Raw genomic sequence first — 23,286 nt, 5'->3', positions numbered from 1 at the left:
TACCTCATGTGAAGATCAGCCCTTTTTCTGTGCTTGTATCTGTTCATCGATTTCAGACAAGTACGTCCAACGTTCCATCTTGGCATCGAGTGATTCTTTCAGTTCGGCGATTGTTGCGTACAATTCATTTACTTTTCCGAGGTCGCTGCCCGCGGTCGCAAGCGTCGCTTCTTGTGCTTCAATCTGTTCTTCAAGCGCGGCGATGTCTTCTTCAATCGTGTCCCATTCCTTCTGTTCTTTGAAGGTGAATTTCACGACTTCCGACTTCGCCCGTTCTTTTTTCTCTTTTGGTTCTTTCTCTTTCTTCACTTGACGAACCTCTTCTTGGCGCATCGTCAAGTAATCGCTGTATTCTGCATGATATACCTGGATGGTCCCGTCTTCAAATGCGATCAACTGTCCGGCAACACGGTCTAAGAAATAACGATCGTGGCTGACGGCGATGACGGTGCCAGGGAACGATTCTAAATAGTCTTCTAACACGGATAACGTTTCCGTATCCAAATCGTTCGTCGGCTCATCGAGGAACAAGACGTTCGGTTCGTCCATGAGAATCCGCAGGAGGACAAGGCGTCGTTTTTCTCCACCCGATAACTTCGCAATCGGTTTATATTGCGCGTCCGGTGAAAAGAGGAAGCGTTCGAGCATTTGACCGGCCGTGATTGTCTCGCCGTCCGGCGTATAAATCACTTTCGCAATCCGCTCGATTTCGTCTATCACGCGTCGTGATTCGTCTTCAAACTCGACTTGTTGACCGTAATAGCCGAGATGGACCGTTTCCCCGTGCACGATGGTACCGTTTGTCGGTTCCAAACGCTTGGCGAGCAGGTTCATAAGTGTTGATTTCCCGCTCCCGTTCGGTCCGACAATGCCGTAGCGTTCACGGCGTCCGAAAATCCAATTGAACTGCTGAATGAGGAGCGAATCGTCGTATCCAAAAGACAAGTCCTCGACTTCGATGACCTTTTTACCGAGTCGGCGTGATCCGACGGAAACGTCGAGTGACTCTTCTTCGGCCAAGCTTTCTTGATGTTTCAAGTCTTCGACACGTTGAATGCGTGCTTTTTGTTTCGTTGTTCGTGCTTTTGCGCCTCGACGTAACCAAGCGAGTTCACGACGTAAAATATTTTGCCGTTTCTGTTCCATCGATTGTGCCCGTGCTTTTCGTTCGGCCCGCTTCTCAAGGAACAGCTCATAGTTCCCGTTATAGAAGTAACTCGTCCCGTCCGCAATCTCTAAGATATGGTTTGTGACACGATTTAAGAAATAACGATCGTGGGTGATCAGAAGGATGGCTCCCCGATAATCGGCAAGCATCGTCTCGAGCCATGCGATCGTGTCGGCATCAAGTTCGTTCGTCGGCTCATCTAAGAGCAGTAAGTCCGCTTCGTCGAGTAACGCTGCGGCGAGAGCGACACGCTTTTGTTGTCCTCCTGATAAGGCGTTCACATCGACGGACACGTCAGGAAGACCGAGACGGTTCAAAATCGACTTCAGTTTTGCTTCCGTTTCCCAAGCGTCTGCGGCATCGACAGCCTGCTGAGCTTTCATGAAACGTTCGAGTAAATGCTCACTCGTCGGATCCGCTTCGAGCGCTTGGCGGGCACGTTCGAATTGCTTCAGTGCTTGAACGGACGGTGTATCGCTTGTGAACAAGGCGTCAAGAATCGTTTGACCTTCATCGAATTGGACCGTCTGAGTCAGATAGCGGATGCGGTAATCGTTCGGATGTTGCATCGTTCCCTTGTCCGCCGTCTCGGCACCAGCGATGATTTTCATGAATGTCGACTTTCCAGAACCGTTCACCCCGATGATTCCGATGCGGTCTCCTGGATGAATCGTCATCGTCACATCATCAAATAGGACTTTGTCGGCAAACTCTTTATGAATGCCCTCAATCATTAATAAACTCATGCGTTCTCTCCTTCAATCTGTTGACGAATGGCTGCTTCGACTGTTGCAGCGATTTCCTTATTCGGTAAGTCAGCCGGGTCGATCGCGGGTAAGAAGGTGACGTCGACCGTTGCCGGAGTGATTCGATTTTTGGCTTCTAACAATTTGTAGCTCCCTTGAATGGCAACTGGAACAATCTTCGCACCGCTTGACGTCGCAAGTGTCAAACTCCCGGCTTTAAATTCTTTCATAGGACCGCCTTTTGAGCGTGTTCCTTCTGGGAAGACGATCATTGACTGACCGGATTGGATTGTTTCGACGCCCGAGCGAATCGCTTTGATTGATTGACGACGATCGCTTCGATCGATAAAGATGCAGCCCATCAATTCCATCCAACGCGGGATGATCGGGAATTTTTGTACCTCAATTTTCGAAATGAATGCCTTTGGTCGTTTCGTGGCCGTCAACATGATGGGAACGTCAAAGTTTCCTTGGTGGTTCGATACGTAGACGACCGGTTCATCCGGAATGTGATCCTGTCCATGGACCCGAATGTCGGCACCGGCAATTTTCAACAAGAATTGTGCCCATTTATAAGCGATGTCTTGTACGTAGCGATAACGCTTTGGTGGATCAATTTTTTTCGCCTTTTGTAAAAATGGGACGGTGATCGGTAACACCGCAAAAAATGAGAAAAACCATACAGCTGTTCGAATCATTTTATTTTCTCCTCTCATAATGACAACAAGAAAGAGTCTTCTTCTCTTGACGAGAATCCGACCCTTCGGCATGAATCCTTATTCCCAAAAGCGAGAATCGCTCTCTTCTTCCTCTTCCTCAAGCTCGAACGTAATGCGTTTATTCACAGGATCGACGACGAAATAAGCGCCGTCTTGTTCAATACTTTTAATTTGCATGGCTTGGTCGTTCCCGATTTCAAGGGTGAGGCGGATGCGATTGTCGTCATCGACAAGTAAGATTCCATCTTCTTTTAACCAAAGCTCCATGACAGGTGAATAACGAAGTAGCCATTCGTTCGATAACGGAATTTCATTCATACGATTGTGTGCCTCCTGCGATTATAAATCCAATGTACGTTGTCTGTTCCTTCATAGAATACCAAATGTGGAGAGGGAAGACGAGCGTTATGTAGAGCGTTTCCGTGTCGTCGAATGCATTCTGGCCACGACACGTTTGATTCGTTTCTGGTTCCGTCTTTCCACAAAGAACTCGCTCGCTTGCATAAAGAGTTGTTTGAAAGAAGACAGTCCCATCGCAATCAAGACAGCAAATAGAAAAGTTCCAATCGGATCTTTATATAGTTCGGACTGGAACAAAAAAGCGAGGCCTGCAGTCGATAAGATGGTCGTAAGAAAATAGAAAATCATAGCGGAGTCTCCTTTTCTTATGTGGTAGTAAAGAAAAAGGCAAGGTCTTTTAATCGTATTCGACCTTTTGTAGGAAATTCCTGTTTGCGTTTGGCAAAGAAAAAACGCCTCCAGTAGCTCGGAAGACGTTTACTCTTGAGTCATATAAGTCGATGATGACGATACGTTTGTATCCACACCGTTTGAAAAAATGAAGCTGAGTGATGCGAGTAATGCGAAAAAGGCGACGAGTAGCCCTTTTGTAAAACGTTTTGCAAACGAACGAGACTGTATATCAAACATTTATTATCCCCCGATCAATCCTAAATGAAACCTTATCTATACCGGACACTTCCTATATAATAACGTTTTCAAAAATAGGATACTAGAAGAAAAAAAGACGTTCACAAAATTGTCACAAAATTTTAATAAATCATCTTCCTTCCATTTCTTGTGACGGGTTTCCCTTTTCACTTCACGTTCACAAATTCGTCACATTTATTCAAAATGTTGAAAGTGAACATGATATGATTAGGAACGTGTGTAGATAGGTATACTGACAGTAATAGATTAGAAAAGGATGTGGGTGTAATGGCATTGCGCGCAGGAGAAGTAGTAGACTTGGTCGCGGAACGTTCTGCTGATTTTGGAGTATTCATTAGTAACGGTCGCGAAGAGGTACTCCTTCATCGAAAAGAACAGACGGAAGAAGTGACGGTCGGTCAAACGGTTCGTGTCTTTTTATATCATGACTCAGAAGGGCGTCTCGCATCAACGATGACGATTCCGACGGTCTCTTTCGATGAGTATGAATGGTGTGAAGTGACTGGCGTTCGATATAACACAGGTGTCTTCGTCAATATCGGGATTCAAAAAGATGTTCTCGTCTCGATGGACGACTTACCAGAGAACCGGTCATACTGGCCGCAAACGGGAGACCAATTGTGTATTCGTTTGAAATATGACCAAAAAGGACGTTTGCTTGGGGATCCGGCACCTTACGCATACTTGAACTTGTTGGCACGTCCATCGAAAGAAGAATGGAACAACCAAGTTGTTCAAGCGACTGTCGTCAATAAACGTGAAGTTGGCGTCAACGTATGGGTCGAAGGGGAATCACTCGGTTTCTTACATGAAGCAGAAATGACACGTTGGCCACGTCTCGGTGAACAATTGACGGTTCGGGTGACCCAAGTGAAACAAGATGGAACGGTTCTCGTTTCTATGAAACCACGTGCCTATGAGGCGATTGACGGCGATGCGGCGAGCGTCCTCTCTTATATCGAGGAACGTGGTGGTCAAATGCCTTACGGCGACAAGACAGCCCCTGACGTCATTGACCGTGAGTTTGGGATGAGCAAAGCCGCGTTTAAACGGGCGCTCGGAAAACTACTAAAAGAAAAGCAAGTTGAAAAGCTCGACAACGGCTACAAATTGAAATAAGATAACTCATGTTCGGATGACATGAAAAAGTTTGAAAATGTATTTCTTTCATTTTAGGAATAAATACGTTATAGTTAATAAAGTTGACTATGAGGAAACATTGAGAAAACGTCTGTAGATCTGTCAAACTGAACTCAGACGTTTTTTGTATGAACAAAGGAGAATATAATTTGACAAAATTCCAAGATTTACAATTAAGTGAAGCGTTAGTAAAAGGTGTACACAAAATGGGCTTCGAGGAAGCTACACCGATCCAAGCTGAGACAATTCCTGTCGCACTCACAGGAGTGGACGTATTAGGACAAGCACAAACAGGTACAGGGAAAACAGCAGCTTTCGGTATTCCGACAATTGAGCGAATCGATTCAAAGGCACGTCAAGTCCAAGCACTCGTTCTTGCACCGACACGTGAACTTGCGATTCAAGTTGCAGAAGAATTAAACAAAATCGGAGAAACAAAGCGCGTATACGCACTTCCTGTTTACGGTGGTCAGCAAATCGACCGTCAAATCCGTGGTTTGAAAAAGAACCCACAAATCGTCGTTGCAACACCAGGACGTCTCATGGACCACATGAAACGTAAAACAATCAAACTTGATGACATTCAAACGGTCATCTTGGATGAAGCAGACGAAATGCTCAACATGGGCTTCGTTGAAGATATCGAAACGATTTTGGCAGGTCTTCCTGAAGAGCGCCAAACGCTTCTTTTCTCAGCGACGATGCCACCACAAATCAAAAAGATTGCAGAGCGTTTCATGAAGTCGCCGACAATCATCAAAGTCAAAGCGAAAGAAATGACAGTTGAGAACATCAACCAACAGTTCATCGAATTGCGCGAAGGTCAAAAATTCGATACGCTTTGCCGTTTGATCGACATCGACTCACCAGAACTCAGCATCATCTTCGCTCGTACGAAGAAACGTGTTGATGAAGTGACAGAAGCACTTATCAAGCGCGGATATACAGCAGATGGTCTTCACGGAGACTTGACGCAATCAAAACGTGACCAAGTGATTCGTCGTTTCAAAAACGGAACGATCGATATCTTAGTAGCGACTGACGTTGCTGCACGTGGACTTGATATTTCAGGTGTCACGCACGTTTACAACTTCGATGTACCACAAGACCCAGAGAGCTACGTACACCGTATTGGTCGTACAGGTCGCGCTGGTAAAACAGGTACTGCCCTCACATTCATCACACCACGTGAGTTTGGACAAGTAAAAGCAATCGAACGTGTAACGAACAAACGCATGAACCGTCGTCACGTACCGACAATCGCGGAAGTACTTGAAGGAAACCAAAAGCAAGCAGCTGAAGAGTTGATTGAACGCGTTCAAGCGGGCGACTTCAAAGCGTACACGCAACTTGCGACTGAACTTCTTGAAGAGTATGAAGCAGTTGAAATTCTCGCTGCAGCCCTTCGTGGATTGACGAAAGAGCCAGATTCAACACCTGTTGAAATCTCGTACGCTGAACCAGTTCGTGTCAAACGTCAAGGTGGCCGTGGTGGCGATCGCGGTGGATACCGTGGTCGTAACGACCGTCGTGGCGGTGGCGGTGGCCGTGGTGGCGATCGTCGTGGTGGACGCGGTGGCGAACGTCGTGATGGACGCAGTGGAGATCGTAAAGGATCATACCGTGGTGACGATCGTCGTCGCTCGGATGACCGTGGCCCACGCCGTCCGCGTGACTAATCATCGTGAAATGCTGCATTTCCTTAAGTGGATTTGCGGCTTTTTTTATTGTGTCGTGCTACACTAGTTGAGTAGAGATAGAAGGATGAGGTGTCAACGGATGGTGGAATTAAGTTTCGGTCTCCTTGTGCTATTTGGTTGTGTGCTCGCACTCAAACCAATCGTGTCAAAGACAGACCGTCCTAACTTTCGTTATATCCCCGTGGCGACATTGTTATTTGGAGCGATGATTTTTTTAGTGTTAGCCATTGGAGTAGGCGGAAAGATGGGCATTGCATATGGCGTAATGAGTATCGCCTATTTTATTGCTTGTTTCGGTGCCTATATGTATGTACACACGCGAACGAGCTGATTGTAGCTCGTTTTCGCATTTAACGAAGAGGTGATGAGTTATGGATGCGGTAGAAGTGATGGTCCATCCTGAAGAAGTGATGGTGACGTATGAACCAATCCTTGGAGCGGCGACGTTTCAAGTGGAAGGCTATATGGTACATGGGCGATTCCGAGGCGAATCGTTGACACCATTTTTTTATGATGATGACGTTCCGCTCGAGTATCAGTTAGACATCGCCCAACGGATGGAGCAATTGGCAGCAGCACAACTTCGAGACGCCAAGCCATTCGTCACGTTCAGATGTCGGTCGGAATGGATTCTTGAAGAAGGAGGAGAAGCTTTTTTAGCTCCGCTTCGCGAATTGAATTTCCCGTTACATCGTATTTATGTGACGCTTCAGGGGACGGATCTGGTTGATGTTCCTCGCCTATCGCGTGTCATTCAATACTACCGTTCATATGGACTAAAAATTGCCCTAGACTTCGCAGAGTCGACGAGTATCGAGGACATTATGACACTCGCGCCAGAATTGTTGCTTGTCGATCTCGGTACGATGGTAGAGAAAAAGACGTTGTCGGTCACCTATCCGAATATGCTTCAAACGATGGAATATATCGCTTCGAAGCTCGGTGCACCGCTACTGTACAAATCCATCAACCATATCGGACAGCTTCGTTATGCTTGGCAACACGGCGGTCGCTATTATATGGGTGGTTTGCTTGGTCTAGAAGACGAGCTTCCACAACGAGAAATCAAAGGAATGGGTGTCTTGGCGCAAGAAGTGCCTTCTTTCTTTTTACATGATCAGAAACGATTAAATCGTTTATACGAACTTGAGTTTGAGTTACATCGTCGAATCGGAGAACTCGTTCAATCTGGCAAATGGTCGAAAGATAAGAAAGACGAGTGGATTCAATACATCGCACCGAAGCTCGAGGAAGTGTTTGTCCGTTACTATTTGACGGATAAGACAGGTTTTCAGACGAGTGCAAACGTCTACTGTGTGAACGGAGAATGGCGTGTCGATAATACGTATCGGGGTTACAACTGGAGTTTCCGACCATATTTCATTCAAACGATGGCGGCCATGGACGTTCGGGGACGTGGCTATTTATCTGGAGACTATCGTGATTTCAGTTCAAACGAAGTGACTCGTACGTTCAGTTATCCGTTACCCGACGGCATGTTCTTATTCGCCGACATATCCGAAGAATATCTGTACCAGAATCGATTATTAGACTGAAAGGAAGAGTTATAATGTTAGATTATGATTACGATGCGTTACGTGAAATCGGTCGAATCGTCGCACTTGCACGAGATGAGATGGCGAAAGCCGTCAAACCGGGCATGACGACAAAAGAATTGGATGCGATTGGGCAACGTATTTTAGAAGAAGAGGGTGCGGCTTCTGCACCGATTACGATGTATGAGTTCCCAGGATACACATGTATCTCACTCAATGACGTCGCCGCCCATGGTATTCCTGGGGAAGAGGTCATTCAAGAAGGCGATATCGTCAACGTTGACGTCTCGGCTGTGAAGGATGGCTATTATGCCGATACAGGTCGTACGGTCATTGCAGGGGAAGCAAAATCACCTCAACATGAACGATTGGTCGAAGTGTCGTTGACGTCGCTCGAAGCGGGTCTTAGCAAAGTCAAAGCGGGCGTGAAAGTCAATCAGATCGGGAAAGCGATTTATGCCGACGCGAGAAAGAATGGATTCACGGTCATCCGTAACTTAGCCGGACACGGTCTCGGTCGAACGTTGCACGGGGAGCCGGAGACGATTTCGAACTACTACAGTCGCGAAGAGAATCAGCTCTTAAAGGCTGGGCAAGTGATTGCGGTCGAAACATTCATCTCGACGAAAGACGAAATCGTCTATCAGTCGGAAGAAGACGGATGGACACTCTTCACACCGAACAAGAGCCTCGTCTCACAGTTCGAGCATACGGTCATCGTCACAGAAGATGGATATGAAGTGTTAACGGGATCGTTCCGTTAATGTAAAGAAGGTGTGGTTCAGATGAACCGCACCTTCTTTATGTTTGCAAGAAAATCACTTCTTCGCGTAGCTGTTCAATTACATCCCAGTCTGGCTGTACCGAATCCGGTAGCGTCAACTTCCCGTTCTCCACCTCAAGCGGTGTATCGAGCAAATCTTGTTCGAAGTAAGCGCTCGTCCCCGACATATCCGCCGGAAAGCTCGCGCCGCTGAGCGAAGCGAATAAAAGCGTGTGATACCTTCCAATTCCGGATTCATACATCCCACCGACCCAGTACGGTGTTCCGTGTTTCCGAATGTGCAACGCCTCACTGAAACCACCGACACGTGCAGGCTTAATATTGACGATTTTACCCGCGCCGAGTTTCGTCATCGTCTCCACATCGTCGTAAGACGTAATCGACTCATCGAGGCAGATTGGTGTCTTGAGTTTTTGTTGAAGAGTCGCCGATTTAACGAACTGTCGGCTCGGATACGGTTGTTCAATCATCAATAACCGATGGGCGTCGATTTGTTCGAACCATTCTATCGGTTGATCGGACGCGCTTCCGTTTAAGTCAATCATGAGTGGGGCATCTGGGAAGACGGTTCGGATTTCGCGTAGTGCCGGGAGTAATTCATTAGGGGAGGCTTTTAATTTGATTCGCTCGAAACCATCAGCTAGCGCTGCTTCAATCGAGTTCATCGTCTGATGGAGTAGCCCAATCCCAATCGTTCTACCGCAGGAGACGGTATCCCCGGCCTTCATATACGACTTAAGTGACATGTTCGCGCGTGCTGCTTCAATCTCCCATAATGCACTTTCCCACATCGCTTTCGCCATTCGTTGACCGATAACCGATGAGACGAGGGTCGGAAACACGTCCGTCGTGACTGTCATGCCCTTTAATAGATGAAGAATCAATTTTGATGTATCAATCATGGACTGGGTCGTTTCTTCCGTGTACCAAGGTGTCTCAAAGGCGACACCTTCGCCATATCCGACGACACCATCTACGGTTTCAAGTCGAAGGATGAGTGTTCGTCTCACCGACAAAACGGCGTGCGCCGTTACGATGGGGTGTTTAAATGTTAAAGGGACAATCGAAAGGTCAGCACGTTTGATCATGGCAATAGCTCCTTTAAGCGATGACGCATTAATTTTCCGTTCGCGTTTCGGGGTAGGTCCTCTACGTAATGAATCGCAAGCGGATGTTTATACTTGGCTAACTGGGAATCGAGGATTTCCTGCATCTCCGTCGGGTCATATGATCCGACGACGAAGGCGAGCGGGACTTCTCCCCAGGTCGGGTGTGCTTGTTTCGTAACCCCAACGTCTCGGACACCGGCACATCGTAACATCGCAGCCTCGATTTCAGCAGGATACACGTTTTCGCCACCAGAAATAATGAGGTCGCTTCGGCGATCGTGTACATATAAATACCCGTCTTTCATCGTTCCGAGATCACCTGTTTTCCAGTAACCGTCTTGTGTCCAAGCATCTGATTCAGGTTGCTCGAAGTACCCACTTGTCACGGTCGGTCCTTTTACCTCAATCTCCCCGTCCTGACTGATCCGGATCACGGTCGGTGCGATGGCTCGACCACTCGAACCGATATGTGAGAGCGCTTCGCTTGGAAGTAGCGTGGCGACTTGAGAACACGTTTCGGTCATACCGTATGTTTGAGCGACCGGTAACTGTCGTCGCTCTGCTTCTTCTAGTAACGGGCGAGGCACCGGCCCACCTCCGACGAGCAACGTGCGAAGACAGTGTTTTTCTAGCCCGGCATCAAGCAGTCGCTGTAGCATGATGGAGACGAGTGACAACTGGGTAATGCCTTCAGTTTCAATTAAATGAAGAGTTCGGTCGACATCAAAGCGTGGCTCGACATAAAGTGTCGAACCGATGATTGCACTCCGATACACTTGAGAAAGTCCGCTCATGTGAAAGAGTGGCGTCACCGTAAGCATGCGGTCGGATGGGTGATAGTCTAGATGCGCTTCGGCAGCACGTGCGCTTGCGAGATGATTCCCATACGTCTGTTGTACAGCCTTGGCCCGCCCCGTCGTACCGGACGTAAACATGAGAGACATGGTGTCATTTTCTTTCCACTCATGTGTCGCAGTGAAACATGAAAGCGCCCGACGTGTCACTAAAAGTTGTGTGACCGGCAAATCGCCCTCGTCATCGACGAGAAGCAAATCGACTCTTGCTGTGTTTAACTGAGTGCGCACTTCCTCTTCGGTCAATCGTGTGTTGATTGGAACGAGTACTTTGCCGAGCAGGTGCACCGCATGGATGGCGATGATATAGTCTTTGCTGTTTTTAGCGAATATGCCAATCTTTTCGGCAGTTGCTGCCTGTTCATGGATGTATTGGGCAAGTTGCAGGCTCTCGGTACGTAACGCTTCCCACGTCAGTCTTTCGTCACGTGTCACGAGTGCAATCTGTGATGCCGGATGTTGATCAATCCATTCATACATGTCTGTAACCTCCAAAAAAAGAGTAGCGGAATCGCTACTCTCTCAACAAAATTAAGGGAAACGTGGGAATTGACCGAAGTCAGGGTCACGTTTTTCTTTGAACGCATCTCGTCCTTCTTTCGCTTCATCGGTTGTGTAGTAGAGAAGCGTTGCATCTCCAGCGAGTTGCTGAAGTCCGGCAAGACCGTCTGTGTCCGCGTTCATTGCTGCTTTCAAGAAGCGAAGTGCAGTTGGTGAGTGTTGTAAGATTTCTTGGCACCACTTGACTGTTTCTGCTTCGAGTTGATCGAGAGGGACGACTGTGTTGACGAGTCCCATTTCGAGTGCTTCTTGTGCATCATACTGGCGGCAAAGGTACCAGATTTCACGAGCTTTCTTATGACCGATGATGCGTGCTAAGTAACCAGAGCCGTATCCTGCATCGAACGAACCGACTTTAGGACCCGTTTGTCCGAAGCGAGCGTTGTCCGCTGCGATTGTTAAGTCACATACGACATGAAGGACATGTCCTCCGCCGATTGCAAAACCTGCGACCATGGCAATGACCGGTTTTGGAATGACTCGAATGAGGCGTTGAAGGTCGAGGACGTTCAAGCGTGGGATTTCATCTTCCCCGACGTATCCGCCATGCCCACGAACTTTTTGGTCTCCACCTGAACAGAATGCCTTTTCGCCTTCACCCGTCAAGATGATGACGCCGACTTCTTTATCGTCGCGTGCGCGTGCGAATGCATCAATCAATTCATTGACCGTCAATGGACGGAACGCGTTGCGTACCTCTGGACGGTTGATGGTGATTTTAGCAATCCCATTCCATGTTTCATATTTAATGTCTTCATACGTACGGACCGATGTCCAGTTCGCTACTGATTCCATTTTAAATACCCCCTAAAATCAATTTCTTTATTATTGTACCAAACTCTGGTGCATTCTCGATATGAGGAGCATGCCCCGCATCTGAAATTTCGTAGATTTTAATATCAGACCGTTCTTTCTGCATGTCTCGTGCAATCGCTTTGAACTTAGAATCTTCTGCCCCGACAATCAGGTCGGTGCGAGGGAGGTGCTGGAGTGCATCCCACAGCGACGGCATGTGACCTGTACCGATGGCCCGCAAACTGTTCGCAAGAGCGATGGGATGTTGTGCGAGTCGGTCCTTCCTGAGTGATTGTTTCATCTCTTCAGTTTGTCGCCAAAGCGGAAGGTTCTCCCATCGCTTGACGAAAGCGGCGAGTCCTTCGGTTTCGATGAATCGGGCAAGCTCTTCGTCTTGACGTCGACGAGCTGTCCGCTCTCTAGAAGAGCGGAGCCCGGGTGTTGTGCTGATTCCGATGACATGTTCGACGCGCTGATCGCACGCGGCGAGTGTCAGCCCGATTCGACCACCTAGTGAATAACCGACGACTGTCCAAGGATGGTCGTCTAGATCGAGTAGGCGTGATAGGTCCTTCACTTGTTGACTCATCGTCGAACGATTGACGGGAGGGTGTTCCGTTGTGCCGTGTTGCAACAATGAAGGCGACACGAGTCGAACGGGTAAGGTGGGGAACGAATCAACCCAATGAGCATTTCCCGTGAACCCGTGTAAGAATAATACCGGTTTTCCTTCCCCTCTAATGCGTACTTCATAGTCCACATCTCTCAAACAGATGGTCATGCCTCGTTCTCCGTGATGAGACGAGCGCAGACAGACTGCGTCCATCCTCGGTGAGTTGTTACATTCTGCTCACGATCCGATGGGAACTCAATCAAATGGATGCCGTCTTCAATCGCTTCTTGAATCTCCTGTGGCTGCTCAATCAGACGATAGGATAATCCGTAAGTCTCGGCAAATCCACGAATATTCAAATCAAGCGGTGTCCCAAACAAATCTTCAAAAAGCTGGGCATCGACAGACGCTTGCGGTAAAAAGGAGAAGATTCCTCCACCATTATTATTCGAAATCACCACTGAAAACTTCCCGGGATGTCGCTTCAACAGTTGTAAAGCGTTACTGTCATGATAGAATGCCAAATCACCGATTAACAAAGCAGCATGCGACGTGTCAAAACAGCTCCCGAGTGCGCTCGAAAGAACTCCGTCAATTCCGTTGGCGCCCCTGTTGGCGAAAACTTGCACGCTCTTTCCGGCTGATAATGTCGTATCGACATCACGGATCGGCATACTGTTACTGACGAAAAGACGTTCGATTGACGTATCGAGTAATCGTTTCGTCAATTCGGCTTCTCCCTGGAGTGAAGGCTTCGCCGTTTCCGTGACATCCTCGAAGAAACGTAGGCGTTCAACGTAACGTGGATCATTCGTTGATTCAATGAGTGGTAAAAAGTCGAGTGAGTCTCCGTAACAGATGGTCGCACGGCTACTTGGGTCACGATAAGAGCCCGGCTCTTCAATCACAACTAGTTCCGTCGCAGTCATCCACTGATTGAGCCGTTTTGAAACGGGCGCGGCACCGAATCGAATGAACACATCCGGTAACCAGTCGGCTTTATGTTCACTTGCGAGCCATGTGTCGTAGTTCGTCAAGACACCGTCGAAACGACGCATGCCGCTTAGTGGATCGGCAAAAATCGGGATGTGATGCTCGATCGCCGATTTGTAAATGGCTTTTTGCCATAACATTGGTGTGTAAGGGCCGACAACGAATGCGAGTTGCTTTTGACTCGTACGTTCCAAAAAGATTTCCCGGTCGGTATTTGTCGGGCGAACGCTCTGTCTTTCCGGTATAGCAGGTTCACCTCTCAGCATCAGCTTCAACTCTTCAAGGTCTGGTAGCAACGGTTCCCGGAATGGGACATTCAAGTGAACGGGTCCCATGGGTGACTGCATGGCGAGGTTCGTGAACCGGGTGACTGTCTGCTGCATGAACGACAGCGTTGCTTCTTCAGGTACGGGTAAGTCGAGACTCGTCTTTACTTGTTCACCGTATAATCGAACTTGATTGATTGCTTGTGGTGCCCCGACGTTCCGTAGTTCATGTGGTCGATCGGTAGTCAAGACGATGAGCGGCAATTGCGAAATAAACGCCTCTGTCACTGCCGAGTAGTAATTTGTCGCAGCCGTCCCGCTCGTACAGATGAGTGCGACAGGACGAATGGTGTCCGTCGAGCGAGTCAGTCCGAGGGCATAAAATGCGGCGGAGCGCTCGTCGACGATGATGTGATGGCGGATTTGCGGATGCAAATAAGCCGCCATCGCGAGTGGGGTCGAACGAGAACCTGGACTAATGACCACGTCGGTCACGCCGGATTCAACAAGTCGATTCACCATGGATGCTACCCAGTCGGTCAACATCTTATTCATGTAGGGTGCCTCCTTAATCGTGCGAATCAAACTGTAAAGCTTGTTTGATTGGACTCATTTTCATTTCGGTTTCTTCAAGCTCTTGCTCGAGAACCGAGTCTTTGACAATCCCGCCTCCTGCGTAAAGTGCGACGAACTGTTGCTGGACGAGTGCTGAGCGGATGGCAACGACAAACTCACCATCCCCTTCGTTGTCGACCCAGCCAAATGGTGAACCGTACCATCCGCGGTCGAACCGCTCGATTTCACGAAGCAATCGGACCGATGTCCGCTTCGGTGAGCCTCCGAGGGCTGGGGTTGGATGGAGTGCTTCCGCTAACGACAACAAGGAAGCGTTTGTTTCGAGTGTCGCTTGGATCGGAGTGTGCAGGTGGAACACCGATCGATTCGCAAGAATTTGCGGTATCTCACTCGTGTGAATCGGTGCGGTGTAAGGTGCCAAAGCTTGCTTAATATCTTTCACGACGATTTGATGTTCTTCACGATTTTTCGCATCGTGTAACAATTGTTCCTTCGCGAGGTCGCTTTCAATTTCAGTCTGAGGGCGCTTGATTGTTCCGGCGATAGCAGCTGTATTCAGTCGCATCCCTTCTTTTTGAATCAAGCGTTCAGGTGTCGCTCCGAAGAAGCCGATGTCACGTTTAGGTTGGTATAAGTAGATGTAACTCGACTCTTGATGGTCCGCCAAATGCTTCAAACTCTTAGCGAAAGGGAAAGCGTCATCGGAACGTTGATAAATTTCTTCTCGCGCGATGACGATTTTTTCGACTCGCTCTTCCTCGATCAACTGCTTGGCTTGCTGAAAACTTGATTTGTAATGTTCCACACCGTCTTTTACTTTCGAATAGGACGGTGTTGATTCTTCGGCCGGGCGTAGTGAGCTGAATTGCGCCAATTGATCGGCTAATTGAATTAAATACTGTTCGACCGATTGTTTCGAAGAGACAAGGGTCGCGACTGTCAATGTGTGTCGGTCTTTATAACGGCGGTATAAAAATTTTGGAACGACGAGCGATGCCTCCCCGAAGGCATCCCACATACTCTTTTGTGGACGCATGAACGTATCGAACGAAAAGCCAGCAAACGCATGAACGGTCGCATCGACATCTCGCCGATGAAGACTCCAATCGTACTGGAGTCGCTGAAATCGTTCGGGTCCAGAGGCACTCAAGACGAGCGCGTCTCCGCAACCGAGCATTTCAAGTGTGCGGTCCGGTGTCATGAAGTAATAGTGGGACGTATCCGTGTTCTGGATGATTTGAAACGCATCGAACGCCGAAATTTCCCATGTGTAGGATGCGAGCACAGGTCGTTGCCAAGCTCGTGCCCGTTTGTGGGCTTGCTCGATTCGTTGTTTTATATGTGTTTGAGTATCTGGCATGAAAGAAAAGCCTCCTCAATCCGATAGAATTCTCACTCTTTAGTGTATCATGAGTTCGCAATCCACTTGCCTATGAAATGCTTGAGAAATTGTAAGGAACGTGAGAGAGATGGCTAGCGTTGACAGATTTTTTCATCGAGACGTAAACTAACGAAGGGAGGGAACGAAATGAAACAGAAATCAAAAGGGGCATATTGGCGAATGATTCGCCCACATACCCTGACAGCAAGCTTTATTCCGGTCTTGCTCGGGACGTTCATCGTCCTCGATCAAACCGAACTGAAGTGGGGACTCTTTCTTGCGATGTTAGTCGCGTCAGTCCTCATTCAAATCGCAACGAACTTATTTAACGAGTATTATGACTATAAGCGAGGGTTAGACCATGAAGGATCGATCGGGATTGGTGGGTCCATCGTGCGCGACGGGTTTACGCCAAATCAAATCCTATCAATCGCCCTTGGCATGTATGCTGTCTCGGCGATACTCGGACTTTATATCGCAGCGTCAACGAGTTGGCACCTGCTTTGGGTCGGTGCGTTATCCATGCTCGTTGGATACTTGTACACGGGAGGCCCGTTACCGATTGCGTATACGCCGTTCGGTGAGATTGTTGCCGGTCTCTTCATGGGATATGTCATCATTGGAATCGCTGGCTATATTCAAATCAATACGGTGACGACGGAATTGTTGCTCGTGTCGTTCCCGATGGCCTTGTTGATTGGGGCAATCTTACTTGCGAACAATATTCGAGACTTAGATAACGATAAAGAGAACGGGCGAAAAACAATCGCGTGTCTAGTCGGTCATCGACGTGCCGTATATGTGCTCGCGGCATTCTTTATCGCCGCATTAGTCGGCATCATCGTTGCCGTCGTGTATTATGGAGTCACACCATGGGTCTTGCTATCACTATTCACCGTGCCGGTCATGGTTCGAGCGATTCAACGCTTTTGGCAAAAGGCTGAACCGGCCGAATTGATGCCTGCGATGGCGATGACGGCGAAGGTGAATACGTTGTTCGGGGCATGGATGGTCGTCGGACTCATTGTTTCAAGATTTGTGATGTGAGAAAAGGGGAGGCGTTAACGTGTCAGTCGTAAAAGAAATGCTTGAATTTAACAAACGTTTCGTAGAGGAAAAACAGTACGAGCCGTTCGTATCTGATAAATTTCCGGATAAGAAAATTGTGATTTTGACGTGTATGGATACACGTCTGACGGAATTGTTACCTCAAGCGCTAGGACTTAAGAACGGAGACGCTAAAATCATCAAAAATGCGGGGGCTGTCTTGTCGCATCCATTTGGTTCAGCCATGCGTTCGATTTTAGTCGCGCTTTATGCGCTAGGCGCGGAGGAAGTTGTCGTGGTCGGTCATTACGATTGTGGAATGGCAGCAATCGAGCCGTCTGTCGTGATTGAAGAGATGGAACGTCGAGGAATCGATCCTCAGACGTTGAAGACGTTGAAATCGTCAGGGATGGATTTGGAGCAATGGCTACATGGATTTGATTCGGTCGAAGAGAATGTCGTTCATTCAATCAACTTAATCAACAATCATCCATTATTACCACCAGGCACGAATGTCCACGGGTTCGTGATTGACCCGGCGACAGGACGTCTTGACCCAGTAGAGGCATAAGGAAGGAGCGCGTTCAACTCGAACGTGCTCCTTTTTGTATTAGCCATACGTATTCGTCGGGATGTCTTCGTAGTCATCCTCTTCTTGTTTTTGTTTCGCTTTCTTTTTGTTCTTCTTGAAGTCACGTTCATATTCTTGTTCACTTGGCGTTTTAAAGAAACGCATCCACGTCGCGTTAATTTCAGACCCGATGAGGATAATCATTCCCGTCAATTGTAACCAAAGCAACGTGACGATGATTCCACCGAGCGAGCCATAGGTGGAGTCGTAACTTCCGAAGTTTGAGACGTACAAACTGAACCCGAAAGATACAAGCTGCCAACCGATGACACCGAATATGGCTCCTGGAATCGTACTTTTCCAGAATACATGTTGCTGCGGTGAAACTTTATAAAAAATCGAAAGCGTCAAAATCAAGACGACCGTCGTTAAGACGTAGCGGAACACATTAATCATCATCTCTTCTGCCCCGGTAATGTTGACGGGTAAATATTCGGTGACGAACGAGATGATTTGCGATCCGAACACGTTCGAAAGAATGAGGAGCAACATCCCGATTCCGAGTAAAATCGTCAGACCAAGCGCTAATCCTTTTTTGACGAAGAAATTCCGTTCGTTGTCCTCGCCATACGCATGCAGTGAAGTCGTGATGAGTCGATCGACACCTTTTGCGGCAGACCAAATGGCTAAAATCGCACCGAGTGATAAGAGACCGCCTCGAGGCTCCCCGATTGCGTCAAAGATACCCGTCAAGAATCCGGAAGCAGCGGATCCTGGAGCCAAATCGTTCAATTGATTTTGGAATGAATCTTGTGAGACATCAAAAAATGATAAGAGTGCCAAAATGAAGATGATGCCGGGGAAAATCGATAAAAACCAAAAGAATGCGAGCGTGGCCCCGTAATCTTGTACATCATGCTCTTTAAAACGACGGAATAACTCTTTGCCAAACCCGAACCAATTCTTTTTTTCCTTTACTTCTGTCATTGCCATCATAAAACCCTCCTGACTCGGTCAATATAAAAATGTTTCCCGAATTCAGTCGAGGATACACATGATTAATCCTCAGATAACGTCAAATCGTAAAAACGTGACTCATGCGAGGCGAGCTTTTCAGCGAGCGATGGAGGACGGACCGGAAGATGGGGTAACGCCGATCGCTTAATCCACATCGGGGTATAGGATCCGTTTGTCTGTTCTTCCTGGAACTCTTCACCCGTCCCGGTACCGAATTCGCCACCCGTCATCTTCGCCCAATAGTAAGGGTTTAGCTCGTTATTAAAGGCAACATAGGCGGCAACCCCTTCTAATTCGACGTGAACGCCGAGTTCTTCAAACGCTTCACGAACGGCTGTTTCTTCAGTCGTATGCCCATATTCTACTCCGCCTCCAGGGAATACATAATACAAGACGTTCTCTTTTTCGCGGCGAATCAAAGCCACTTCATCTTGGTCATTCATGAGAATGATTGCACTTCTTAATTTCGTTCGAACCACTGAAATCGTTCCTTTCATTCCTATAATTTTGCACAAAACGCATCGACGATTCGCCGATGCGTTCAACTCATTTTTGCGTAGGTTGTTCTAATGAATCATACATGTCTTGCGTCAATCCGTTCTCGTGTGACGCGATGACTTTTCCTGCGACACGCATCCCGAGACGAAGCGCATCTTCGATTGGATGCTGTTTCATCAGTTCTGAGATGACAGCGGAGAAGAATGAGTCACCGGCCCCAGTAGAGTCGGCCACTTTTACTTTCGTTGTCGGGACGTGACCTTGTTCATTCGTACGAAGGTCGACATAAACAGCCCCGAGCTCACTCATCGTAACGATTGTGAGGGGTGCACCTTTCATGGCGAGTACTTCGGCGACGCGTAGTGCGTCATCCACCGTGACGATTGACATATCGGACAAGATTTCCGCTTCTTCGCGGCTACAGATGAATCCAGTGAAGCCTTGAAGTAAATGGCGGTTCCGTTCAATGACAGAAAGGTGGCCACACACACCGTATAGTGGCAAGTCCATCTCACGGCAAAGTTCAATCGTTTCGTTTAAGACGTTAACAGACAAGTCTAAGTCGATTGCGACCGCATCGCTCTCTTTAAAGACTGTGTCGATTCGACGTAAAATCGCTTCTTCCATCCGTGCTTCGTCAGGTTGTTTCGAAATCGATGTTTGGAGGTCGCCATTGTTATCCATGACGGCGAGCCACATTCCCATTCCGTTATCGTCGAGCATATCGACACCATCGACATTGACCTGTAAACCACGTAACTCCTCGAGGACGCCGACCCCGATTTGGTCGTTCGTGACAGTTGAGACGAAGCGAACGTCATTACCGAGTACACCTAAGTTTTGAGCAACGTTCCGACCTGTTCCGCCATTAGAGAAAGTGATGTCGCCGACATTTTTCGCATCTTTATGAAGCGGTGCGAAAGATGTTCCTTTAATATCGACAAACACTTTGCCGATGACTGCAATCGTATTCATATCATGTACCACCTTTAGCCAATCTTTCGATCTGTTTCAGTCTATTTAGACACATTGTTTCAATTATAACGAAATCGACATATCGTTTCAATCATCGATTCGATTTTGTCGAATCGGTTACTCCCATGAAGAGGTGAGAAGACGAAGTCCATTCAAGATGACCAGAATAGTAGAACCCTCGTGTCCGACGACCGCGAACGGCATGATGAGCAGTTCGAAAATGTTTGTGGCAATAAGGACGAGAATGACACCGAGCGCAAAGACGACGTTTTGTAGGACGATTCGGTTCAGCTTGCGTGATTGGCGAATGGCGTCGCTCAAACGCATGAGGTCATTTTTCATCAAGACGACATCGGCTGTTTCAAGAGCAGCATCGGTTCCTTCACCCATCGCGATTCCGACATCAGCGGTCGCAAGGGCAGGTGCGTCATTGATGCCGTCGCCTATCATTCCAATTGAACCGTACTCTTCACGTAACGCTTTGATTTGTGAAACTTTTTCTTCTGGTAAACATTCGGCAATATAACGTGTCAATCCAGCTTCATTTGCGATGGCACGAGCAGTCGCTTCATTATCTCCCGTAATCATGATTGTCGCGATTCCGAGGTCATTCAGACGCTTGATTGCTACTTTAGCCTCGGACCGCAATGTGTCTCGTAGGGCATAGGCGCCGATTGTACGGGAGTCATCACTAATAAACACGAGTGTGTGACCGGCTTCTTTCAGTCGTTCCACATCTTCTTTGAAGAAGTCACCACTTCGGTCAGCGAACTTCTGTTTACCGACGCGATATGTCGTCCCGTCAATTGTCGCCTCGATTCCAGAACCGGTGATGTCTTTAAAGTGCGTCATCTCGCCGGTATGTTTTCCGGTATAAGAGACAAGTGCCTCTGCGAGCGGATGCATCGAATGCTCTTCAATCAAACTAACGATTCGGTTGACCTCGATTTCCTGTAAATCAGGTGAGGTAAGCGCTTCTTGGACGACTGGTTTCCCGATCGTGAGCGTTCCGGTTTTATCAAATGCGATCGCTTTCAACCGTCCCATGTTCTCGATATGAGCACCACCTTTGAACAGGATCCCGTGTTTCGCGGATGAGGCGATGGCTGCTAGGGCAGCAGGCGTGATGGCGGCAACAAGGGCACAAGGGGAAGCGACGACAAGTAAAATCATTCCGCGATAAATGCTCGTTTCGAGAGACCATGACGTGAAGAAGGGGCCGAGCAGGATGATGGCTGCGACGGATAGAAGAACAACTTGTACATATCGCCCTTCGTAGCGGTCGATGAACTGCGCAGAAGGTGACTTTTCTTCCTGCGCTTGCTGGACCATTTGAATGATTTTTTGGAACAACGTCTCGGTCGCAAGCTTAGTCACTTCAATCGTCAAGACACCGTTTAAGTTGACGCTTGAGCCGAACACGTCATCTCCGACTTGTCGGTCAACCGGGACAGACTCTCCTGTGATGGCGGCTTCTTCGACAGATGCGCTTCCTTTCATGATTCGCCCGTCAACAGGGATGCGTTCGCCTGGACGGACATAAATCTGGTCTCCAACTTTCAAATCATCAATATGGACAACTTCAAGTGCGTCAGAATCGGTTAAACGAGTTGCTTGTTCAGGTTGTAGCTCCATCAACGATTCAAGTGCGCGTTCATTTTTATTCATTGTGTAAGTTTCGAGGGCACCTGATAGAGCAAAAATAAAGATTAAAATCGCACCTTCCATCCAATAGCCGATGGATGCGGCGCCGATGGCAGCGATAATCATGAGTAGTTCCACGTTCAAAGACTTTGTTTCAATCGTGTCCGTGATTCCCTCTTTCGCTTTTGCATATCCTCCGATGAAAAAGGCAGATAAGTAAAGCGTGACATGAATCCAAGGAGCTCCTTCTTGTGTTTCGGCGATATAAGCGAGTACAATCAATACACCGCTAATGAGCGCCATAATCAATTCGATATGTTCGTACCAGCTAGCCCGTTTGAAAACGTGGCTTTTTTCGTGTGTAACCGATTGGACGTTCATAGAATCCCTTCTTTCTAATTGAGAATAAATCTCGATTAAATGATAATGATTGATGATGATTATCATCTTCAATTGGCTTAATATAAGGTTTTAGTCTTTAATTGACTCAATCCCTTTATTTATAATAATTATTATTTAGGTTCATTCTAACACGCTCATCAGTGACTCACAAATAAAAAGATTAAGGAGTTTTTGTGTCATGCAAAATATATTTCAACGCCCATGGACAGTGGCGTTTTTGGCGATTTTTAATACGTTGTTATGGGGGAGTGCGTTCCCGTTCATCAAACTGAGCTATGAGAAGTTGGATATTCAGTCGAACGAATATGGTCAACAGTTGTTGTTCGCAGGCGAGCGCTTCTTACTCGCCGGGGTTCTTCTGCTCATCATCAGTCAGACGGTATTGAAACGTTCGATTCGATTGACGCCTAAGAAGTTTAGAGCGTATGCGCATCTCGGTTCTTTTTTAACGTTTCTTCAATATTTGTTCTTTTATATCGGACTCTCAATTTCGACTGGAGTACAAGGGTCAATCATTGCCGGGTCGACATCGTTCTTCCAAATGGCACTCGCTCATATCCGCTATGATGATGACAAATTGAATCGTTTGAAAGGACTTGCTTTGACGTTTGGCTTTTCTGGAATCGTGATCGCGAACTGGCCGGCAACTGGTACGGAGGTCGGTTTTGGGTTAGGCGAAGTTTTGTTGATTTTGGCGATGGTAAGTGGTGCGTTCGGGAATTTGATTGCGAAGGATTATTCGAAAGAATATGATGTTGCCCCGATGACAGCTTGGGCGATGGTGATTGGTTCGATTGGATTGCTCATCATCGGCTACTTGTTAGACCCAAGTTGGATCTCGATGCCATACACCGGACAGACGATTGCGTTCCTCTTCTATTTAGCGATGTTGTCAGCGATTGGCTTTACACTCTGGAATACGTTGATGAAACATAATCCAGTCAGTCGGATTTCACTTTATATCTTCCTAGTTCCCTTATTTGGTGTCATGTTGTCAGGTATTTTACTCGGTGAGACGATTCCGTGGAACGCGATTGTCGGACTCATTTTCGTTATCGTAGGGATTTATTTGTCTACTTATTTTCAAGGGAAGCGCGTGAAAAAACGAAGCGTGAGTCATTGAAAAAAGAGACGGAGTTGACGGAATTAAAATCCCATGACAAAATAAATTAAAAATTCTGAATTTTAAGCTCGGAAATCGGTCTTCGTTTGTAAAGACT

23 protein-coding genes are annotated in these 23,286 nt (G+C 47.6%); 8 read left to right on the top strand and 15 right to left on the bottom strand.

The window, feature by feature from the left end; genetic code table 11:
• Positions 1 to 15: 15 nt before the first annotated feature.
• The 5 genes from LCM29_RS12895 to LCM29_RS12875 all read right to left on the bottom strand — a co-directional run bounded on the left by LCM29_RS12895 (position 16) and on the right by LCM29_RS12875 (position 3,563).
• Complete coding sequence (locus tag LCM29_RS12895; RefSeq protein ID WP_224863265.1) at positions 16 to 1,914, bottom strand: ABC-F family ATP-binding cassette domain-containing protein; 1,899 nt, start codon at positions 1,912 to 1,914, stop codon at positions 16 to 18.
• On the bottom strand, positions 1,911 to 2,612 hold the full coding sequence (locus tag LCM29_RS12890) for a lysophospholipid acyltransferase family protein (RefSeq protein ID WP_214696387.1): 702 nt from the start codon (positions 2,610 to 2,612) through the stop codon (positions 1,911 to 1,913). The genes LCM29_RS12895 and LCM29_RS12890 overlap by 4 nt, the downstream gene beginning before the upstream one ends.
• A 78-nt stretch (positions 2,613 to 2,690) precedes the next feature.
• On the bottom strand, positions 2,691 to 2,951 hold the full coding sequence (locus LCM29_RS12885) for a hypothetical protein (protein WP_026826759.1): 261 nt from the start codon (positions 2,949 to 2,951) through the stop codon (positions 2,691 to 2,693).
• An 87-nt stretch (positions 2,952 to 3,038) separates the two neighbouring features.
• Positions 3,039 to 3,281 carry a hypothetical protein gene (locus LCM29_RS12880; RefSeq protein ID WP_074033069.1) on the bottom strand — a complete coding sequence of 81 codons (243 nt, stop codon included), beginning with the start codon at positions 3,279 to 3,281 and terminating at the stop codon, positions 3,039 to 3,041.
• A gap of 129 nt (positions 3,282 to 3,410) precedes the next feature.
• Positions 3,411 to 3,563, bottom strand: coding sequence for a hypothetical protein (locus tag LCM29_RS12875; RefSeq protein WP_015880844.1), 153 nt, complete (start codon positions 3,561 to 3,563; stop codon positions 3,411 to 3,413).
• A 288-nt stretch (positions 3,564 to 3,851) separates the two neighbouring features.
• Here LCM29_RS12875 and LCM29_RS12870 point away from each other — a divergent pair, with 288 nt between their 5' ends.
• From LCM29_RS12870 to map, 5 genes are all read left to right on the top strand, one after another.
• Positions 3,852 to 4,703: a S1 RNA-binding domain-containing protein gene (locus tag LCM29_RS12870; RefSeq protein ID WP_224863263.1), complete on the top strand. Its 852-nt coding sequence runs from the start codon at positions 3,852 to 3,854 to the stop codon at positions 4,701 to 4,703.
• Between the two features lie 170 nt (positions 4,704 to 4,873).
• Positions 4,874 to 6,403: a DEAD/DEAH box helicase gene (locus tag LCM29_RS12865; RefSeq protein WP_224863260.1), complete on the top strand. Its 1,530-nt coding sequence runs from the start codon at positions 4,874 to 4,876 to the stop codon at positions 6,401 to 6,403.
• 100 nt (positions 6,404 to 6,503) lie between these two features.
• Positions 6,504 to 6,755 (top strand): hypothetical protein, encoded by a 252-nt coding sequence (locus LCM29_RS12860; RefSeq protein ID WP_214696381.1) that lies wholly within the window; start codon positions 6,504 to 6,506, stop codon positions 6,753 to 6,755.
• Between the two features lie 40 nt (positions 6,756 to 6,795).
• Positions 6,796 to 7,980 carry an EAL-associated domain-containing protein gene (locus tag LCM29_RS12855; protein ID WP_224863258.1) on the top strand — a complete coding sequence of 395 codons (1,185 nt, stop codon included), beginning with the start codon at positions 6,796 to 6,798 and terminating at the stop codon, positions 7,978 to 7,980.
• 14 nt (positions 7,981 to 7,994) lie between these two features.
• Positions 7,995 to 8,744: a type I methionyl aminopeptidase gene (gene map, locus LCM29_RS12850; RefSeq protein WP_224863256.1), complete on the top strand. Its 750-nt coding sequence runs from the start codon at positions 7,995 to 7,997 to the stop codon at positions 8,742 to 8,744.
• Between the two features lie 37 nt (positions 8,745 to 8,781).
• Here the strand turns inward: map and menC are convergent, their stop codons facing one another.
• From menC to LCM29_RS12820, 6 genes are read right to left on the bottom strand one after another with little or no spacing between them, the layout of a single operon-like run.
• The gene (gene menC, locus LCM29_RS12845; protein ID WP_214876486.1) at positions 8,782 to 9,852 is read right to left on the bottom strand and encodes an o-succinylbenzoate synthase; all 1,071 of its coding nucleotides are present in this window, start codon (positions 9,850 to 9,852) and stop codon (positions 8,782 to 8,784) included.
• Positions 9,849 to 11,207, bottom strand: coding sequence for an o-succinylbenzoate--CoA ligase (gene menE / locus LCM29_RS12840; protein WP_214876484.1), 1,359 nt, complete (start codon positions 11,205 to 11,207; stop codon positions 9,849 to 9,851). Before menE ends, menC begins: the two co-directional genes overlap by 4 nt.
• Before the next feature lie 51 nt (positions 11,208 to 11,258).
• The gene (menB, locus tag LCM29_RS12835) at positions 11,259 to 12,083 is read right to left on the bottom strand and encodes a 1,4-dihydroxy-2-naphthoyl-CoA synthase (RefSeq protein WP_214696369.1); all 825 of its coding nucleotides are present in this window, start codon (positions 12,081 to 12,083) and stop codon (positions 11,259 to 11,261) included.
• A gap of 1 nt (position 12,084) precedes the next feature.
• Positions 12,085 to 12,864: an alpha/beta fold hydrolase gene (locus LCM29_RS12830; protein ID WP_224863255.1), complete on the bottom strand. Its 780-nt coding sequence runs from the start codon at positions 12,862 to 12,864 to the stop codon at positions 12,085 to 12,087.
• Complete coding sequence (gene menD, locus LCM29_RS12825) at positions 12,861 to 14,510, bottom strand: 2-succinyl-5-enolpyruvyl-6-hydroxy-3-cyclohexene-1-carboxylic-acid synthase (protein ID WP_224863254.1); 1,650 nt, start codon at positions 14,508 to 14,510, stop codon at positions 12,861 to 12,863. Before menD ends, LCM29_RS12830 begins: the two co-directional genes overlap by 4 nt.
• Before the next feature lie 13 nt (positions 14,511 to 14,523).
• Positions 14,524 to 15,891, bottom strand: a complete 1,368-nt coding sequence (locus LCM29_RS12820; RefSeq protein WP_214822188.1) for an isochorismate synthase MenF — start codon at positions 15,889 to 15,891, stop codon at positions 14,524 to 14,526.
• 168 nt (positions 15,892 to 16,059) lie between these two features.
• Between LCM29_RS12820 and LCM29_RS12815 the strand changes: the two genes are divergently transcribed.
• Together LCM29_RS12815 and LCM29_RS12810 are read left to right on the top strand one after the other, a co-directional pair.
• Positions 16,060 to 16,959, top strand: a complete 900-nt coding sequence (locus tag LCM29_RS12815) for a 1,4-dihydroxy-2-naphthoate polyprenyltransferase (protein WP_214696362.1) — start codon at positions 16,060 to 16,062, stop codon at positions 16,957 to 16,959.
• Positions 16,960 to 16,996: 37 nt separating this feature from the next.
• Entirely contained in the window at positions 16,997 to 17,530 is a 534-nt protein-coding gene (locus LCM29_RS12810; RefSeq protein WP_074033130.1) for a beta-class carbonic anhydrase, read from the top strand.
• Between the two features lie 39 nt (positions 17,531 to 17,569).
• Here the strand turns inward: LCM29_RS12810 and LCM29_RS12805 are convergent, their stop codons facing one another.
• From LCM29_RS12805 to LCM29_RS12790, 4 genes are all read right to left on the bottom strand, one after another.
• Positions 17,570 to 18,523, bottom strand: a complete 954-nt coding sequence (locus LCM29_RS12805) for a YihY/virulence factor BrkB family protein (RefSeq protein WP_224863253.1) — start codon at positions 18,521 to 18,523, stop codon at positions 17,570 to 17,572.
• A gap of 65 nt (positions 18,524 to 18,588) precedes the next feature.
• On the bottom strand, positions 18,589 to 19,026 hold the full coding sequence (locus tag LCM29_RS12800; protein ID WP_214822195.1) for an NUDIX domain-containing protein: 438 nt from the start codon (positions 19,024 to 19,026) through the stop codon (positions 18,589 to 18,591).
• A gap of 67 nt (positions 19,027 to 19,093) precedes the next feature.
• Complete coding sequence (locus LCM29_RS12795; protein WP_074033083.1) at positions 19,094 to 20,020, bottom strand: carbohydrate kinase family protein; 927 nt, start codon at positions 20,018 to 20,020, stop codon at positions 19,094 to 19,096.
• Positions 20,021 to 20,137: 117 nt separating this feature from the next.
• On the bottom strand, positions 20,138 to 22,045 hold the full coding sequence (locus LCM29_RS12790; protein ID WP_224863252.1) for a heavy metal translocating P-type ATPase: 1,908 nt from the start codon (positions 22,043 to 22,045) through the stop codon (positions 20,138 to 20,140).
• Positions 22,046 to 22,244: 199 nt separating this feature from the next.
• Between LCM29_RS12790 and LCM29_RS12785 the strand changes: the two genes are divergently transcribed.
• Complete coding sequence (locus LCM29_RS12785; RefSeq protein WP_224863251.1) at positions 22,245 to 23,189, top strand: DMT family transporter; 945 nt, start codon at positions 22,245 to 22,247, stop codon at positions 23,187 to 23,189.
• Positions 23,190 to 23,286 lie beyond the last annotated feature (97 nt).

This window comes from Exiguobacterium aestuarii (assembly GCF_020171655.1).
Classification (GTDB): Bacteria; Bacillota; Bacilli; order Exiguobacteriales; family Exiguobacteriaceae; genus Exiguobacterium; species Exiguobacterium aestuarii_A.
Note: the sequence above shows the minus strand (reverse complement) of the source record. Positions and strands in the feature narration are given on the sequence as shown.

Excerpts from the sequence above, each read along its gene's own strand:
- LCM29_RS12895 (WP_224863265.1), bottom strand. The coding sequence starts at position 1,914 with ATGAGTTTATTAATGATTGAGGGCATTCATAAAGAGTTTGCCGACAAA.
- LCM29_RS12890 (WP_214696387.1), bottom strand. The coding sequence starts at position 2,612 with ATGATTCGAACAGCTGTATGGTTTTTCTCATTTTTTGCGGTGTTACCG.
- LCM29_RS12885 (WP_026826759.1), bottom strand. The coding sequence starts at position 2,951 with ATGAATGAAATTCCGTTATCGAACGAATGGCTACTTCGTTATTCACCT.
- LCM29_RS12880 (WP_074033069.1), bottom strand. The coding sequence starts at position 3,281 with ATGATTTTCTATTTTCTTACGACCATCTTATCGACTGCAGGCCTCGCT.
- LCM29_RS12875 (WP_015880844.1), bottom strand. The coding sequence starts at position 3,563 with ATGTTTGATATACAGTCTCGTTCGTTTGCAAAACGTTTTACAAAAGGG.
- LCM29_RS12870 (WP_224863263.1), top strand. The coding sequence starts at position 3,852 with ATGGCATTGCGCGCAGGAGAAGTAGTAGACTTGGTCGCGGAACGTTCT.
- LCM29_RS12860 (WP_214696381.1), top strand. The coding sequence starts at position 6,504 with ATGGTGGAATTAAGTTTCGGTCTCCTTGTGCTATTTGGTTGTGTGCTC.
- LCM29_RS12855 (WP_224863258.1), top strand. The coding sequence starts at position 6,796 with ATGGATGCGGTAGAAGTGATGGTCCATCCTGAAGAAGTGATGGTGACG.
- map (WP_224863256.1), top strand. The coding sequence starts at position 7,995 with ATGTTAGATTATGATTACGATGCGTTACGTGAAATCGGTCGAATCGTC.
- menC (WP_214876486.1), bottom strand. The coding sequence starts at position 9,852 with ATGATCAAACGTGCTGACCTTTCGATTGTCCCTTTAACATTTAAACAC.
- menE (WP_214876484.1), bottom strand. The coding sequence starts at position 11,207 with ATGTATGAATGGATTGATCAACATCCGGCATCACAGATTGCACTCGTG.
- menB (WP_214696369.1), bottom strand. The coding sequence starts at position 12,083 with ATGGAATCAGTAGCGAACTGGACATCGGTCCGTACGTATGAAGACATT.
- LCM29_RS12830 (WP_224863255.1), bottom strand. The coding sequence starts at position 12,864 with ATGACCATCTGTTTGAGAGATGTGGACTATGAAGTACGCATTAGAGGG.
- menD (WP_224863254.1), bottom strand. The coding sequence starts at position 14,510 with ATGAATAAGATGTTGACCGACTGGGTAGCATCCATGGTGAATCGACTT.
- LCM29_RS12820 (WP_214822188.1), bottom strand. The coding sequence starts at position 15,891 with ATGCCAGATACTCAAACACATATAAAACAACGAATCGAGCAAGCCCAC.
- LCM29_RS12815 (WP_214696362.1), top strand. The coding sequence starts at position 16,060 with ATGAAACAGAAATCAAAAGGGGCATATTGGCGAATGATTCGCCCACAT.
- LCM29_RS12810 (WP_074033130.1), top strand. The coding sequence starts at position 16,997 with ATGCTTGAATTTAACAAACGTTTCGTAGAGGAAAAACAGTACGAGCCG.
- LCM29_RS12805 (WP_224863253.1), bottom strand. The coding sequence starts at position 18,523 with ATGGCAATGACAGAAGTAAAGGAAAAAAAGAATTGGTTCGGGTTTGGC.
- LCM29_RS12795 (WP_074033083.1), bottom strand. The coding sequence starts at position 20,020 with ATGAATACGATTGCAGTCATCGGCAAAGTGTTTGTCGATATTAAAGGA.
- LCM29_RS12790 (WP_224863252.1), bottom strand. The coding sequence starts at position 22,045 with ATGAACGTCCAATCGGTTACACACGAAAAAAGCCACGTTTTCAAACGG.
- LCM29_RS12785 (WP_224863251.1), top strand. The coding sequence starts at position 22,245 with ATGCAAAATATATTTCAACGCCCATGGACAGTGGCGTTTTTGGCGATT.